Here is a 16,086-nt window from a genome sequence, read left to right as displayed (position 1 = left end):
AGAGATTAACCGGTATTTCTCAACCCTGCTGCAATGCCGTTAATAGTGAGCAGGACCGCGTAGGTTAAGCGGGTGCGCTCCAGATCTTCCTCGCTGGCCTCCAGTTCGGCCTCTTTATCCAGCATGAGGGGGCCACCCAGCGCCCGCAGGCGACGCAGTAGCACCATCTGGAAGTAGCTCAGCGGGTCAACATAGGGGTTGCGCCGCCGTATCGACTGTTGCAACACAGGCGATGTATCTAGCAGCTCCTTGCCGCCAACGATTGCCGTGACCATGCGATGGGTGCGCTCGTACTCCTCCTGAATCGCCTGTGAGATGCGTTGTCGCAAGGCTTCGTCGTCAACCAGACTTGCATAATGATTGGCGATGAGCATATCGGCCTTTGAGAGCGTCATCTGTAAGTTATCCAGGAAGGCGCGCAGGAACGGCCATTGACGATACATCTGTTGCAGCTGGGTGAGCCGCTCTGGATGCTCGTTGACAAATGCTTCCAGTGCTCCTCCTACGCCGTACCAGCTTGGTAGCACGTAGCGGCTCTGCATCCATGAGAAAACCCAGGGGATGGCGCGTAGATCTTCGATGCTACGGCCCCTGGTTCGGCGCGCCGGGCGCGAACCAATGTTGAGCCAGCCGATTTCGAGAATAGGGGTTGCCTGCTCGAAGAAATTGATGAAGGTCGGATCATTGTAGATCAGGGCACGATAGCGGGCATGGGCACTGGCCGAAAGCTGCTCCATGATCTGTACCCACTCTTCGGATGCATAGGGATGGACTCTGGTTTCGATGATGTGTTGATCTGGTACGCTCGCCTGCACAACGCCCGTGACGACCAGCTCCATATTGCGGATCGCGATTTCGTGCAGCCCATATTTGAATGAAAGCATCTCGCCCTGCTCTGTAATGCGCAGATGTCCATTGACCGTATTGGGCGGCTGTCCAAGAATGGCTTCGTAGATGGGACCGCCGCCGCGTCCTATCGCGCCGCCGCGACCATGAAACATGGTGATGCCCACGTTATACTTTCGCCCCAGTTCTGCCAGCCTGAGCTGAGCCTTGTAGAGTTCCCAGCCGGAGGTCAGGATACCACCATCCTTGCTGCTATCAGAATATCCAAGCATCACTTGCTGTTGCTGGCAACAGTTGGCAAGATAGAGATGATAGTCTGGATGGGTGAAAGCCTGTTCCAGAATCTTTGTGCAATCATTGAGATCATCAATCGTTTCAAATAGCGGCACAATCGGGAGGTCATCGATACCCGCCTCTTTGCAAAAGAACTGCACTTCAAGCAGATCGCTCAAGGTGTGAGACATACTGATGATGTAGCAGGTAACGGCGCGCGGCCCGAACTCTTCTCTGGCGCGTTTGACCGCGTGAAAGGTGTTTAAGATATGCCAGGTATCGGCGCTAAGAGGCAGACCTGGACGGGTCAGAATGCGTGGGTCGCGCAACAGGTTTTCGAGAATATGCAGCCGCTCCTCTTCGTTCAGCGTCATATAGTCATCAGAACGCAGGCCAGTTACGCGTAATAGCTCGGCCAGGGCTGCAGCGTGGCGTTCGCTATGTTGCCGCACGTCGAGGCCAACGAAATAGAAACCAAACACCTCAACCTGTCGGATCAGGCGAGTCAGTGCCCCTTCCGCCAGAGCAATCTCTCCATCTTCGAGCAGGCTGTGATAGACGAGCCGGAGATCGTGTAGCAATTCGTCCGCGCTATGATAGGCTGCTATCGAGGTTCCCTGTGCCTCTCTGTTCGCGGCTAATAGCGGAGATCCAGCATACATGTCGGCTGGTTGCGTGTAGGTGAGCGTTCCTTCCAGGCGCTTCCACATAAACGAGAGCTTGCGACGGTAAGGTTCCAGGGCTGTCTGCGCACCAAGCTCCCGATCATATTCTGGCATGCTGGCCGCGTCGTGTTCAATCGAGGTTCGCAAAGCCGGAGAGATGTGAGCGTGATTGAGCGACTGAGAATATTCCTGAGCCAGCGCTTCAATAGAGTCGCGGTAGTGCTTGATGGCATGTTCGCGCTGCAAACGCAGGGCAGTAAACATGGTGTCGGGACCGACAAAGGGGTTGCCGTCCTGGTCGCCGCCAATCCAGGAACCCAGGCGCAAGAATGGCGGAATTGTCAGGCCCGGATAGGCTTCATGCAGCAACTCGTCGAACTCTTGATAGAGATCAGGGATGGCATCAAAGAGGATATCATCGAGATAGTAGATGCCCATCTTGATCTCGTCGATTGGCTGTGGGCGCACGCGGCGGACTGCATCGGTTCTCCAGAGCAGATCAATCGTGCCCTCTAATTGGTGCTGCCAGTGGAGCTGTTCCCGGGCCGTCATCTGCTCTTTGTGGTCGTATGCCTCCAGCAATTCGGCAACCCGATTGGATTTGGTGATCAGGCTGCGTCTCGTGGCTTCGGTCGGATGGGCCGTAAAGACCAGCTCTATAGACAATTCATCCAATAGCTGCTGTAAGGTATCAGTGGTTAGATTGTTTTTTTTGAAGAATTCGATCAGCGAGGCAAGGGAACCTCGCTGCGGTCCTCCTTCATGTGCGCGACGGCGACGAATACGGTGATATTGCTCAGCCGTATTCACAAGATGGAAATACATAGTAAAGGCGCGTATAACGTCAATAGCTGTAGCGAGATCGCAACCTTCTACGATCTGTACGATCTCTTGATCCAGCGCCTCTATCTCATTGTGGATCTGGACGGCTTCTGCGGGGGGGGCTTCAGATAATCGTTCTGCGCAGTCCCGCAAGCGTTTGCTATTTGTGCGCAATCGCTCGACCGTCTCAAATACGCTGTGTCCACCATGTCGTTGAATGGCCTGACCCAGAGCATTCCCCAGTGTACGGATATCATGGCGGAGCGGCGCATCTTTTTCGCGGCGGATATCTTGTTCTGGCATGTGTAAGTTCTTCCTACTATGTCATGAAAAAGACAGCTTACATTGCCGTAATTGCTGGCTCATCTTTGCGCCTGGCGGCATCTTTTTGTTCGTAACTTTCAGTGTACTCAAGTTGACTGAATAATCACTTCTCTGTCTTTATAATTTTATCATAGCCATGAAAGAAGCAATGCTCATCATCTGTTTGCCCATCATCTTCCGAAAGTGTAGTGGCCAGTTGCTTTCCTCTCAGTATTACGAATTTGTGTGAAATGTACAATAATATTGAAAGAATGATGGTATTATTGATAGGTATTTGATTTTTATCTCCGGTGGCGAAAGGGAAAACACATGGTATTTGTGCAAATATAACAAATTACTGGGATCTTCTTCTCGCAAATTGTCTATTTGTTGAGCATGGGTTACTCCTGTATAATAGGAGAAGATAAGAGACCGCCGTCGAATAAATACCTCTATTTTGTTTTTGTCTTGTGTTACATGAAAAAGACAGATAATTTGCACGGGTATCCTGGATAGAATCACCAGCGGCATGTGCAAAGTATACAAATGGAGGGAATAGCAAAAAAAGTGTAAGCGCGGCCCTCTCTTTTATCACGTTAGAATGGGCTGGCTCAACTATTGCTATGGCTCATGCTTCAAATGAAATTATTATAGTGCATGTTTCTCAACAGTCTTGCAACCTGTGTAGATGCCGTTGCGATTCTATCGACAAACGTGCGCTTCTCCTCCCTTTTTGAACTTTGGAGGCATCTGTGTTACACTGTAGTAGCAGAGATGTCTCCAAAGTTTCTTCGTCTAGAATTCCACTCCTTCTCAGGAAAAGATAGAAAAGAGAACTATCTTTCGATGGCGAGTATGGATAGTTTTTACATATGGAAAGCTTGCCCGGTCGCTTTAGCGTATGTTATACTCTCGTAAATAGGTGATGGTGCCTCTCCGCTGAGCTAAGGTGCTCTCTCTTTCCAATGATGTAACATGCTCAAGGTCTGCTCTTATACCTGACGCCCACCAGATCAGAATCAGAATGATGTGAAAGACTCGGACCTTTTTCTTGTGTACTGTCGTAATGAACTCGATGAACGGTGCTTGATCGTCGAATCCCCCAAGGCTCCAATGTTGGTGCCTCTAGCATTGAGTAATTAGTTTTACTGGGAGAGCAATGCATGAAGCACAATCACCATGCCCCTAAGTTTGCTTATCCACTTTACGATAACCGTTGGGAACACGACGCTTGCGGAACTGGCTTTATCGCCCAGGTTTCCGGCGAAGCTAGTCATTTCCTTGTTCAGTCCGCTCTTGACGCCCTGGCTCGTTTGACCCATCGTGGCGCACAAGGTGCTGATGCTGAAACGAGTGATGGTGCTGGCATCCTGACGCAAATCCCAAGATCCCTTCTTCGCGAAGAGCTTGAAAAGCAGCACATCTCGTTAGCTAATCCTGATGACCTGTCTGTTGGTATGCTTTTCCTGCCCTCGCCGGAGCGCACTGCGGAGGCGTACGCCCAGAGTTGTCAGATTATCGAGCAAACGCTCGCCGAAGTTGGTCTGGCAATCCTTTCCTGGCGCACACCGCCAATCGATTACTCTGTTCTGGGAACCCGTGCTAGAGCAATTGCTCCCTGTATAAAACAGGTACTTGTAACGCGTCCTGCTCAAATTTCCCTGCCAGAATATGATCGCGCTCTCTATCGTGCTCGTCGTCTGGTAGAGCAGCGATTCTCTGAAGCTCAGATCGCTGATGGCTATGTCGTTTCCTTCTCTCGCACAACACTGATTTATAAGGGGCTGTTGGCTCCTGCTGAATTGGCACGTTTTTATCTTGACCTGGCTGATCCTCGCTATACCAGTGCTCTTGCTGTTTTCCATCAACGCTATAGCACCAATACTTTTCCTGCCTGGCCTCTCGCTCAGCCGATGCGTATGCTGGCCCATAATGGCGAGATCAATACCATTCAGGGCAATCGCAACTGGATGGAGGCACGTGAGCGTTCTCTGACCTCCCCTGTCTGGGGAGACACTATTCAGGATCTCTTGCCTGTTGTACAACCTGGTGCGAGCGACTCTTCCCAACTGGACAATGCGCTGGAACTGCTGTCATACTCTGGTCGCAGCCTTTTGCATAGCATGCAGATGTTGATTCCTCCCGCCTGGGAGCAAGATCCTGAATTGGATGTGGCCCAGCGTGCATGGTGTGAATACCATGCAGGTTTGATCGAACCCTGGGATGGTCCCGCCGCTCTTGTCTTCACGGATGGCCTCACGGTCGGCGCTGCTCTTGACCGTAATGGTTTGCGCCCAGCTCGCTACATGATCACTTCTCAAGGATTTGTCGTCGTTGCTTCGGAAGCTGGCGTTTTCTCTTGCGAGCCTCATGAGATTCTGGAAAAAGGGCGACTTGGTCCTGGCGAGATGATTGCTGTTAATCTGGAGCAGAAGGCTGTCCTGCGCGATCAAGAGATCAAAGAGACCCTGGCTCAGAGTCAGCCGTACCAGCAATGGTTGGAGCAGCATCTCCTTCATTCCGCTTCGCTTCCCTCTGGAGAGAGCGAAGTTGAGCAATTGGATGCGAGCCGCCTCTTTGCCCGTCAGCAGCTCTTTGGATATACGCATGAAGATGTTGAGATGGTGTTGCGCCCGATCCTGGCTGAGAGCAAGGAGCCTACCTGGAGCATGGGCGACGATGCGCCACTGGCAGCCTTCTCCACTATCTCCCGTTCGTTCTCGGATTACTTCCGCCAGCGTTTCGCTCAGGTGACGAACCCTCCGATTGACCCGTTGCGCGAACGTATCGTGATGTCGCTGGATTGTTATCTTGGGCCGCGCGAAAGTCTTTTGAACGAGACGCCAGAGCAGGCTCATCTGCTTCATCTGCCGACGCCGCTGCTGACCGAAGAACAATTGGAGGCGCTGCGTCAACTCGAAGACGCACGTTTCCGAGCCAGAACCATCAGCACCACATTTGAGGTAGCGGCTGGACCGAGTGCGCTGGAGAAAGCGCTGGATCGCCTGGAGCAAGAGGCGGCGGAGGCCGTATCATCTGGTGCTACGCTCCTGATCTTGAGCGATAATGATGCGACGCTGGACCGCGCACCTGTGCCGATGGTCATTGCGATTGGCGCTGTGCATCGCGCTTTGATTAAACGCGGCCTGCGTATGAAGACCTCGCTCATCTGCGAGACCGGCACTGTCTGCGATATCCACCAGATCGGCCTGCTGCTTGGCTTTGGTGCAGAGGCTGTTGTGCCTACGCTGGCCCTACAAAGCGTGCGCGCTCTGACCACTGATCGCCGCCTTGAGCATCTGACGCACGAGCAGGCTGTCGAACACTATCTGCACGCGGTTGAAGAGGGCCTGCGTAAAGTCATGGCCCGCATGGGTATATCGACGATTCGCAATGTCGTTGGTGGTAGCCAGTACGAGGTGCTGGGCCTCCATCCTGACTTCATCGAGCGTTGCTTCGCTGGGGCGGCTGTAGTTCCTGGCAAAGTCACGTTTACCCGCATTGCTGAAGAGGTAATCAAGCATTTTGAGTCGCTGCGACAGGCACAGGAAGGGGCCGAGACAAACGTCAAGCGCCGCAAGCTGAACGATCTGGGCCGTTACCGCTTCCGCCGTGACGCTGAGTACCATGCGTACAATCCGCTGATCATCCGGGCGTTGCAGAAAGCGGCACAAACCGGCGAGCCTGATGACTATCGCCAGTATACTTCGCTGGTCTATCATCGGCCTCCTACAGCTTTGCGCGATCAGTTCTCCTTCGCTCCCGCCAATCCTATTCCGTTGGAGCAGGTGGAGTCGATGGAGTCGATTCGTGCGCGCTTCGTGATTTCGGCCATGTCGGTTGGTGCTTTGAGCGCGGAGACGCATCGCACGATTGCCGCCGCGATGAACAGCATTGGTGGGCGCAATAATACCGGTGAAGGTGGTGAAGATCCCGCATGGTATCATGAGACCCTTGAGGGTTATCCTGTCAGCAGTAAGATCAAGCAGGTGGCGTCGGCGCGCTTTGGTGTAACCGCTGAATACCTGGTGCGTGGCGAAGAGATCGAGATCAAGATGGCACAGGGTTCCAAGCCTGGCGAAGGTGGTCAGCTCCCACCCTCAAAAGTCTCGCCGTTTATCGCCCGCCTGCGTCATACCGCGCCTGGTGTGGCCCTGATCTCGCCTCCACCACATCACGACATTTATAGTATCGAAGATATTGCTCAACTCATCTACGATCTGCATCAGATCAACCCTACAGCGCGTGTTGGCGTGAAGCTGGTCTCCAGCGTGGGCGTTGGCACGATTGCTGCTGGTGTGGCAAAAGCGCATGCAGATTATGTGTTGATTAGCGGTCATGACGGCGGTACTGGCGCTTCGCCGTTGCAATCCATCAAACATGCTGGTATGCCTTGGGAGCTTGGTCTGGCCGAGACTCAGCAGGTATTGGTACGCAACGGACTGCGAAAACGGGTCCGCGTGCGTGTCGATGGTGGTTTCAAGACTGGCCGCGACGTGATCGTCGGTGCGATGCTGGGCGCTGAAGAGTTCGGCTTTGGTACAGCCGCGCTCGTCTCGCTGGGCTGCGATATGGCGCGTCAGTGTCATCTCAACACCTGCCCGGCTGGTATCGCCACGCAGCGCGAAGATCTCAAGGCCAAATTTACGGGTCGCCCGCAGTTCTTGATCAACTTCCTGACGCTCGTTGCCGAAGAGGTGCGCGGATGGATGGCCGAGCTTGGTGTAGCTCGCTTTGAAGATCTGATCGGGCGTGCTGATCTGCTTCAGGCTTCTGAGGAGAGTCCAATCGATCTTGAGGCTCTGCGCGTCTCTATTCCCGTCATGTCGTCGCCAGAGGCCCGATCCAGCGTTGAGGCTTCTCCGGTCTCCAAGCAGTTGCTTTCAGAGGTTGAGGAGGCGCTGGCGGGCGAGCGGAGCGTGTTGACTCAGCATACCATTCACAATTATGATCGTTCGATTGGTGCGGGTCTGGCTGGTGAGATTGCTCGCCGCTATGGGAACAAGGGTCTTCCCGGTGTCAGTATCACCTGCTCCTTCCAGGGATCAGCAGGTCAGAGCTTTGGCGCTTTCAGCGTTCCGGGCATGCGCCTCATTCTCAGTGGCGAAGCCAACGACTATGTTGGGAAGTGTATGACTGGTGGGCAGATTGTGATCGCGCCCCCCACGAATGCAGGCTTTGCTTCACACGAGAATACGATCCTGGGCAACACTGTTCTCTATGGCGCGACGGGTGGATATCTCTTCGCAGCCGGGCGTGCTGGTGAGCGCTTCGCCGTTCGTAACAGTGGTGCGCTGGCGGTTGTCGAGGGCGTTGGCGATCATGGCTGTGAATATATGACTGGTGGCATGGTCGTTGTGCTTGGCGAGGCCGGGCAGAACTTCGCCGCTGGCATGTCTTCTGGTGTCGCATACGTGTTGGATACCGAAAACCTGTTCTCCACACGTTGCAATACTGAACTGGCAGATTTGAGTCGCATCGATGACGCTAATGAACTTGAAGCGTTGCGGACGGTGATCGAGTGGCACGCCCGCAAGACGCGTAGTAAGCATGCTGAGCATATTCTGGAGCAGTGGGATACGATCCAGGGTCAGTTCTGGCGTGTCCTGCCACGCGGCACCAGCACGTCAGCCTGCGATTTCGTCGATACTGGTGAGTACGATCATTCTCTGATGAGCGCTTCTCACTAGGAACAATGACGCCGCAAAAAATTGTGCTGTTTATTATAGACTGACTGGACTGCAACAGGCCCGTTACCACTTTCAATGATGGTGACGGGCCTGTTGTCTTATCTTGGCGCGATTGAGCGCTGTGCCTCTTGCATATGGTGAGCAGTCAGTTTATGTGGATCTTTGCCGTCGTGACTGTGAGGATCGGTATGAATGATGACCTCTGAGACGCCCTCAAGATTGTGGAACAGGCGATGGCGGACCTCCTCTGCAATTTCGTGGGCCTTTCTCAGGGTGAGTTCGGCGTCAACTTCGATATTCATGGCGATATGGAGCGTATGACCAACCCAGCGTGCGCGCACCTCGTCGGTGCCCTCAACGCCTGGTACAGCGCTGGCCTCACGGATAATCGTTGGCACAACCCGCGCATCAACCGAATCGAGCAGCCGCTGCAACACACTTTTGGCGGTCGAGTAGACGACGGTGAGGATGACGACGGTAATCACCAGACCGGCGATAGGGTCCGCGATGGGGAAGCCGAGTGCGGCACCAATCAGACCAATAAATGCGGCAAGCGAGGTTAGCCCATCGATCCGTGAGTGCTGCCCATCAGCAATGAGTGGCACGCTGTTGATGCGCTTGCCAACGCTAATTTTATACTGTGCCAGCACTTCGTTGCCCACGATGCCAACCACCGCCGCTGTCATACTGAGGTACAATTGCGTGGGTGGCGTGCCACTGGTGAGCTTGTTGATGGACTCAATGGCGCTGGCAACGGCGCTGGCGATGATGACCAGCACAATAAACACACCCGCTAGATCTTCAGCGCGATAGTAGCCGTAGGTGTAGCGCTGGTTCGCGGCTCTGCGGGAGAGCGCAAAGGCGATCCAGAGCGCTATTGTGGTCAGCACATCACCCGTATTGTGCAGCGCATCGGCAAACAGGCCGGCGCTATTGCCGACGATGGCGATCACAAATTGAATGATCGAGACGAGTAGCATTCCCGCGGTGGATATCTGGACGGCTCGTAGCCCGGCTTTGTTGCCATAGAGATCCGGGTTGACCGTGCCGTGTGTGTGTCCGTGTCCGCCATGCTCATCTTCTGTATGCTCGTGTTCGTCATGCTGATGAGTATGTTCATGTTCGTCGTGAACATGTTCGTGTGTGTTGTGCTGGTGATCGTGTTCAGCCATCGCCGACTCCTTTTTACTTGATGTCCATGTCGCGTATGTTGTTGACAATCATGAGGGGTCTTCTTCTCCAGCGATGAGACCTGTTGCTCTCTTCCATGATATCATCTCAGGTCCACGTGCTTCATCCTTGAAACGATAATCGTGTTTACGTATCATCTCTCCTAATTGTTCATCTAAGCGTTGTAGACAGCTTAATTGGATTTTACGTAGTAACGATTGCCAGTCCCCACCCGGCGTATCGGGCAGCTTCAGTTCACAGGCCAGCCGATAATGTTCCAGGCAGAGGCCGTCCGAGTTTTGCATATGCTGGTAAAATTCCTCATCGGACAGCGATTTGCGTAATGTGTGAATAAGATGTCCCTCTGCTTTTGCCTGTTGTGTGCAGGCCGGGCAAGCCGGTTGCTCCCTGTGGGTATCGAAAAAGCGACGAAAGAGGCTGCCAGACGCTGGCGATGCGATATCGTTCCCTCGCTTGAGCTGGTCAATGGTATCGGTCACAATGTCGCGATATGCCTGGGCCAGTGGCAGATGCGCGCCCATATTTGCCAGTTGCCAGGTATGTCGATGACAAAAGCCTTGTGTACGTCTCAGTTCAGCGCGTATACTGACATCGGTAAACATTTCATATTTCCATGCTTCCAGGTAGCGGCGCGTTCCTTCCAGGGCCAGCCGACAGATCGGGCAACCCTCTTGTGAACATGCTTCAAATAGAGCCTGATACTCTCGTGTCTTGCGCATTCAGTACAACCTTTTCGTTCGTTATTCGTCTTATGAAATAGAAGATAGATGTTTTTGACCAGAATTGCCAGTTTGTTGCATGGCTCATTGGCTATTGTATCCTAGTTCCGTTGTGGGTTGCAGATGGATTCGTTTACTGACTATTACACTCTTTTAGGCGTTCGCAAGGATGCACCTCCCGGGGAAATTAAGGCAGCATTTAAAAAGCTCGCTTTGCAGTATCATCCCGATGTTTATAAAGGCAATGATGCCCATGAGCGCATGCGTCTGCTGCTGGCGGCCTATCAGACCTTGAATGATCCAGAGGAACGCAAGCGTTACGATGCTCGCTATACGGAATTTGCAGACGTTTCCATCTCGCAGACCGTGCGTACGCGTTCTGATGAGGCAACACCTCGTTCGCCGCGTGGCGCTTCTCACAATTCCAGTCGCCAGAAGCCATCATCAGCGCGGAGAGATCGTGAACGCCACTATGACTTTCCCAGCATCCGCGAGGGGCGAGCAGCACGCGTCGCACTGGGCGAGATGGCCTATGCACTCTCTCCCAGAGAGGCACAAACGCTCTTGCAGCAGGGCATGTTGCGTGGCATTGCTCCTGAAACGCCAACCCATCGTTACTACTGCCACCGCTGTTATCATCGCTGGCAGGATCGAAACGCAGCTGGTCAGTTACCGCATAATTGCCCGAATTGTCTCGCGACAGATTGGGCCGAGTATCTGCTGTTGCGCTGCGTCCATTGTAGCGCCGCGTTTGAGAGCGAGCAGATTCGTTACGAAATTGGCACGTATGCCTATGGCGATGGGAGTCGCAAAGGCAAGGGCGCGCTCTGTCCTCCCTATGAGCTGTTTCCTCTGTGTCCCTATTGTAGCACTGCTCACTGGTGTCCCGCCGAAGACGTGCGCGTCCACGAACTACGTCAGCGTGCAGCACAAAACGATTCACGGATGCGTGTTTTATGGATCGGGGTTGCAGTGGTTGCCCTCGTGGTGCTCAGTATGATGGCACTAGGCATGCTGCATGGATAGCTATTACACGATATCTCTCCTAATTTCGTAGTTGCGCGATTTATCGCGCAACTACGAAATTAGGAGAATTTAACTTTAAGATATGAAAAGAGAGCCAGGGCAGAACCGGTGCTCTGGCTCTCTTTTCAGAGAGGGGCGAATGTGAGAGGGATCGATGGTTTCTCTGTTAGTTGTTATTGTTTTCAACTTGTGTTACGGTGCCATTTGAGCCATTGAAGCGTATTTCGACATCGACTGGTGTATTGGCAACGATAGACTGTGGATTCATGAAGTGTTTGAGCCTGGTAGAAGTATTCATAGCGTAGCTGTAGCTTTTGTTACCGACGTTGAAGTGTAGAACGTTGTCGGTACCGACAGCACTCGTGGTGACGCCTTCAAAGTCCACGCTATTGATTTTGAAGGTGTTGTTCTGATCTTCAAGGCTAATGCTGCCGAGCTTCTTGGCAGTGAATGAACCATCAAGATTGGTGTAAGTTTCCACTTTAATCATCTGACCAACGTTTGGCTGTCCATTCATAAAATCGTCGTCTCGATGGGTAGAGGTGTTGAGAGCCATTGGCAGCGCATCGCCATTGGGCATAGTGACGGTGATACTGTTTGCGTTGATGCTCTGTACCTTGCCGATAAAATCAATCGTACCGGGGTAAGAGGTCGTCGTAGTTGTTGGTTGCCCATTGGTGGAGGCGGTTGTTGAGGTTGCTACGGGATTCGCGCCTTCTTGAATGTTGGTGCCAACGTTAATCGTGTATGTTGTATCGCCCGTTTTTGTGACCTGCAATGTGAAGGTTTTGCCAATTTGCGATTGTAATGTTGCAACCTGCTGATCTGTCAACTGGCTAACCGTCACGGTCTGGCCCTGAGCGAGAAAAACCGCGCTATGAGCCGATGGATTGACTGATTGTACCTCGCCCTGCAATGTGACAGATTGGTTGCCATTGGCGTTGGTTGTGGTGGTGGCGACCCCAGAACAGGCAGCAAAAAAGATCATAATACAGAGACCTGCAATACATATGAGCAATGAACGCATTTGATTTAATAAAGATTTTTTCATTGTCTTGCTCCCTCGTTGTGACCCTATTTTCGCATCAACCTTATTTATTGACGACTATACCATCCTTTTTTGGGAGGCGCTATGCTTTATGGCACACTGTGCCTGTGAGATAATTCACTTCATAGTGCCAGAAGCAAGCGCTCTCATATCGTACATGATTTTGCAGATAAAGACAAAAGAAATATGTTACTGTAACTTTTATCGATGTGTTTCTGCCATCACCTGTTGACCTCATCTCGCCTATGATGAGCCATGCTATAATGCCAGAGTATAGAAACTACAAGTATTACTGGTTGGGAGCTAGAACGTGCAAAGTATTTTACCAAGTGGAGTTTATCCACCTCTGCCGACATTTTTTGATGACCAGGAAGAGCTTGATCTTGCGACGTTGCGGCGTCATATGCGTCGTCTGGAAGATAGTGGAATTGCTGGCTATGTATTGATGGGATCGAATGGAGAGGCCGTTCATCTGACGGATGATGAGCGAATACAGCTCATTACGACGGCAAAAGAGGTGGTTAAGAGCGGTGAGCATGGAGTACCGATTGTGGTTGGTTGTGGCGCTCAATCGACGCGTGTCACTATTACCCATTGTCAGCAGGCTGCTCAGCATGGGGCTGATGTGGCGCTTGTTTTGCCTCCATCGTACTATCGAGGACAGATGAATAGTCAGGCGCTTATTACTCACTATCGGGCCGTTGCCGATCAGAGTAGCATCCCCATCTTGTTATACAATATGCCTGCCAGTGCCGCCGGGATTGATCTGGATGTTGCCACTATCGCTGCTCTGGCGGAGCATCCCAATATTATTGGATTGAAAGATAGCGCTGGCAACATCGTGAAGATAGCGCAAATTGTTGACAGCGTTCCAGCATCGTTTCGTGTTTTTGCAGGGAGCGCGAGCTTTTTCCTGCCAGCCCTTGTCGCTGGTTCCGTTGGCACGATTGCTGCCCTTGCCAATATCTTTCCGCACGAAGTGTGCTTGCTACAGGCCTTGTTTGAAGCTGGAGAATTTGAGGAGGCACGAGAGCTTCAGGCGCGGATTATTCCTGCCAATGCTGCTGTTACTACAACCTATGGCGTGTCAGGTTTGAAAGCGGCTCTTGCGCTGACCGCTGGCTATGGCGGGAAACCACGTTTGCCGCTGCTCCCTCTTGCTGCTCAGGAGTGCGAGACGCTGGCGCAGATTCTGGCTGCAACGCTGGTTGATGTGGAATGATCTAAAGAAGACACTGAGGTTCACAACTTATACTGGAACCTCAGTGAAATGTATTATGCAGTAACGGTAAAGTTGACCTGTTGGGCCAGAGTTTTGTCTGAGCAATCGGATTTTGTTGCCCAATAGATCTGGACGTAACCTGTACCCGGAGTGCTGGCGGTTGTGTATGAGTAGGCAGATGTGGAGACACCGCTCATCGCAAAATTGTAGCTGTCAAATTGCTTTTCGTTTAAAAACCACATCAAGCAAACCGTACCGCTCTGGCTCGCATGGACCGCGAACGTGACGTAGATTTGCTGGTTGACTTTGAAGCTACTGGTGACTTGTGTTGCCGTTGCTGTGTTGGTATTCACCGCGCTGGCTGTTTGTCCATTGTCAATGAATTGTTGCCCCGGAAAAGCGCCAGCCGTTGGACTGATGGTGGCTTCAGGCGAGGCCGTCTCGCTCGCCGTCGGCTTATCCTTCGCTTTTGTGGTGATGGTTGGTGCCGCTTTTTGAAATGATGAAATAGATGATACAGGAAGGCTTAAAGAAATAAGGAAGACAAAGATCAGGAGCAGTGTTCCTGTGAGAATAAATGCACCGGATATGGTAAAACCAAAGCGTGGTGTCAGCTTGCTTGCCAGAAATGAGCTATGCGATCCATATGGCTTTGGGCTGGTGGTGTACGTTGCAGCGTGACCAGCGAGCATGTCTGGTGCCCAGTTTGACGCAGGGAGCGGCGTGTTTGTCGGCGGTGGTGGTGAGTTTGGTGGCGGCGCTGACAGCCTGATCGGTTGCTGGGCCGCTGGTGCTGGATTCACGCTTGCCGGAAATGGCGCTTCTGGTTCTGGAAACGAAAGCTGTTCCGCAAATGTGGCCGTGCTGGTAAATGGCAGTTGCTCGTGCTGCGATGCTTGATTTCCTTGATAAAGAGATGGCGTTGCCGATTCGCCATTTCCCACTGGCCCGTTTATATCCCAGGTAGCTGAAACTGCCGCCTGTCCCCACTGTTGCTGGTGTAGACCTCCTTCCTGGATACCGGAGCCACCCTGTAAGGCTGTTGACAGTTCCTCGGCTTCATTGTTGCGCTTTTCAACTTTGCCAGCCACCTCTGCCCCACAGCGAGAACAGCGTTTGCGGGATGGCGAGAGCGGAAATCCGCAATTTGAGCATCTCATGGATGAAAACCCCCTTGTAAAACATTCCCTTTGATCGTATTTATCCGGGGATGTCATTTCATATAACGAAGTATTGCCACTTTGGTAAATGGAACCTTCCTCTCTATAGGAGATTCGTCTTTTATTATCACTCACGATATGCTCAAAAGTGCAGACCAATAAATTATTGGCATCTCATTAATTCAAACTCATAAAGAAGAGTGCAGGTGATTAGCCTGGATACACTGGGCGGCCTTTTCCCCACTTTACCTCCCATTTTGCCATTTCCTTCACCGAGAGATGGAAATCTTTGCCTTTCTCCGTTAGCGAATATTCCACTGTAATCGGGACGGTCGGAATCACCTTGCGTTTGACGACGCCGATCTGTTCCAGATGTCGGAGCGAGTTTGTCAATGATTGGGTGGTGATGATCGCTGCTTTCCGCTGCAATTGCCTGAAGCGGAGAGGACGCTCATCCAGGAAAGTGATGATGAGGAAGGCCCACTTGGAGCTGAGAATTTGCATCACTTCGCAAGAGATAGTGTTAGCCGCTGGTTCTTGGGGAGAAGACGTCATCTATTGTGCTCCTTATAAAAAATAAGTAAGTCAAGTTTAGAGGATAATATCCAAAGTGTTTGCCTTCTTACATTTTGTAACTGCGCTTGCTACAATGTCAACGTACCTGAAAAATATTGACTCAACGGAGGTAAATGATGATCACAAACATCTTGCGGTTTCAATTCAGGAATGAAGTCAATGAGGCAGAAAGGCAACGGGCGCTGAAAGTAATCACGCGTACTGCATCGACGAAGTCGGTCGCCTTTTCCTCCATCGGTCGTTATTTCGGCGCTGATAGCTACACACACGCTTATTGCGTCGGCATCCCTAACCTCGCCGCTCTTGATCGCTATCTGCGTGAGCCGGTTCACCGTGAGGGAGATTTCCAGTTTATACCCTTGCTTGCCAGGCTTTCTCAGATGATGGTGTCGGATGATCCCGATCCCGATCTTGCTGCAAAGATCAAGCAATGTTTGGATGCTGCAGTTGATCCCGAATGGAAGGAGCTGTTTGATCGATTAGGTAAAGTGAACTAGGATGGCAGGGCGAGCACAGTGAGCGGTATGACCACTGTGCTTGCTCGC

At 52.2% G+C, this 16,086-nt stretch carries 10 protein-coding genes; 4 read left to right on the top strand and 6 right to left on the bottom strand.

Annotated features, from left to right (window positions below):
- Nucleotides 1–5: 5 nt before the first annotated feature.
- Nucleotides 6–2,909: a phosphoenolpyruvate carboxylase gene (ppc, locus tag K3T83_RS10315; protein ID WP_220202888.1), complete on the bottom strand. Its 2,904-nt coding sequence runs from the start codon at nucleotides 2,907–2,909 to the stop codon at nucleotides 6–8.
- Nucleotides 2,910–4,072: 1,163 nt separating this feature from the next.
- On the opposite strand from ppc, the gene gltB reads away from it, so the two are divergent.
- The gene (gene gltB / locus K3T83_RS10310) at nucleotides 4,073–8,599 is read left to right on the top strand and encodes a glutamate synthase large subunit (RefSeq protein WP_220202887.1); all 4,527 of its coding nucleotides are present in this window, start codon (nucleotides 4,073–4,075) and stop codon (nucleotides 8,597–8,599) included.
- Nucleotides 8,600–8,697: 98 nt separating this feature from the next.
- On the opposite strand, the gene K3T83_RS10305 is transcribed toward gltB, so the two are convergent.
- Together K3T83_RS10305 and K3T83_RS10300 are read right to left on the bottom strand one after the other, a co-directional pair.
- The gene (locus K3T83_RS10305; RefSeq protein ID WP_220202886.1) at nucleotides 8,698–9,771 is read right to left on the bottom strand and encodes a cation diffusion facilitator family transporter; all 1,074 of its coding nucleotides are present in this window, start codon (nucleotides 9,769–9,771) and stop codon (nucleotides 8,698–8,700) included.
- 48 nt (nucleotides 9,772–9,819) lie between these two features.
- Nucleotides 9,820–10,509 carry a DUF6062 family protein gene (locus K3T83_RS10300; RefSeq protein ID WP_220202885.1) on the bottom strand — a complete coding sequence of 230 codons (690 nt, stop codon included), beginning with the start codon at nucleotides 10,507–10,509 and terminating at the stop codon, nucleotides 9,820–9,822.
- A 123-nt stretch (nucleotides 10,510–10,632) separates the two neighbouring features.
- Between K3T83_RS10300 and K3T83_RS10295 the strand changes: the two genes are divergently transcribed.
- Nucleotides 10,633–11,535, top strand: a complete 903-nt coding sequence (locus K3T83_RS10295; RefSeq protein ID WP_220202884.1) for a J domain-containing protein — start codon at nucleotides 10,633–10,635, stop codon at nucleotides 11,533–11,535.
- Between the two features lie 166 nt (nucleotides 11,536–11,701).
- Here the strand turns inward: K3T83_RS10295 and K3T83_RS10290 are convergent, their stop codons facing one another.
- Entirely contained in the window at nucleotides 11,702–12,586 is an 885-nt protein-coding gene (locus K3T83_RS10290) for a DUF5666 domain-containing protein (RefSeq protein ID WP_220202883.1), read from the bottom strand.
- Nucleotides 12,587–12,893: 307 nt separating this feature from the next.
- On the opposite strand from K3T83_RS10290, the gene K3T83_RS10285 reads away from it, so the two are divergent.
- Nucleotides 12,894–13,805 (top strand): dihydrodipicolinate synthase family protein, encoded by a 912-nt coding sequence (locus K3T83_RS10285; protein ID WP_220202882.1) that lies wholly within the window; start codon nucleotides 12,894–12,896, stop codon nucleotides 13,803–13,805.
- A gap of 53 nt (nucleotides 13,806–13,858) precedes the next feature.
- Here K3T83_RS10285 and K3T83_RS10280 read toward each other — a convergent pair whose 3' ends face one another.
- Nucleotides 13,859–14,965: a zinc ribbon domain-containing protein gene (locus K3T83_RS10280; RefSeq protein ID WP_220202881.1), complete on the bottom strand. Its 1,107-nt coding sequence runs from the start codon at nucleotides 14,963–14,965 to the stop codon at nucleotides 13,859–13,861.
- Nucleotides 14,966–15,175: 210 nt separating this feature from the next.
- Nucleotides 15,176–15,520 (bottom strand): winged helix-turn-helix transcriptional regulator, encoded by a 345-nt coding sequence (locus tag K3T83_RS10275; protein WP_220202880.1) that lies wholly within the window; start codon nucleotides 15,518–15,520, stop codon nucleotides 15,176–15,178.
- A gap of 134 nt (nucleotides 15,521–15,654) precedes the next feature.
- Here K3T83_RS10275 and K3T83_RS10270 point away from each other — a divergent pair, with 134 nt between their 5' ends.
- Entirely contained in the window at nucleotides 15,655–16,038 is a 384-nt protein-coding gene (locus tag K3T83_RS10270) for an antibiotic biosynthesis monooxygenase family protein (protein WP_220202879.1), read from the top strand.
- Nucleotides 16,039–16,086 lie beyond the last annotated feature (48 nt).

The organism is Reticulibacter mediterranei (assembly GCF_016587455.1).
This window is presented reverse-complemented; position numbering and strand designations above follow the sequence as displayed.

Coding starts and splice junctions, on each gene's coding strand:
- ppc (WP_220202888.1), bottom strand. CDS start 2,909: ATGCCAGAACAAGATATCCGCCGCGAAAAAGATGCGCCGCTCCGCCAT.
- gltB (WP_220202887.1), top strand. CDS start 4,073: ATGAAGCACAATCACCATGCCCCTAAGTTTGCTTATCCACTTTACGAT.
- K3T83_RS10305 (WP_220202886.1), bottom strand. CDS start 9,771: ATGGCTGAACACGATCACCAGCACAACACACACGAACATGTTCACGAC.
- K3T83_RS10300 (WP_220202885.1), bottom strand. CDS start 10,509: ATGCGCAAGACACGAGAGTATCAGGCTCTATTTGAAGCATGTTCACAA.
- K3T83_RS10295 (WP_220202884.1), top strand. CDS start 10,633: ATGGATTCGTTTACTGACTATTACACTCTTTTAGGCGTTCGCAAGGAT.
- K3T83_RS10290 (WP_220202883.1), bottom strand. CDS start 12,586: ATGAAAAAATCTTTATTAAATCAAATGCGTTCATTGCTCATATGTATT.
- K3T83_RS10280 (WP_220202881.1), bottom strand. CDS start 14,965: ATGAGATGCTCAAATTGCGGATTTCCGCTCTCGCCATCCCGCAAACGC.
- K3T83_RS10275 (WP_220202880.1), bottom strand. CDS start 15,520: ATGACGTCTTCTCCCCAAGAACCAGCGGCTAACACTATCTCTTGCGAA.
- K3T83_RS10270 (WP_220202879.1), top strand. CDS start 15,655: ATGATGATCACAAACATCTTGCGGTTTCAATTCAGGAATGAAGTCAAT.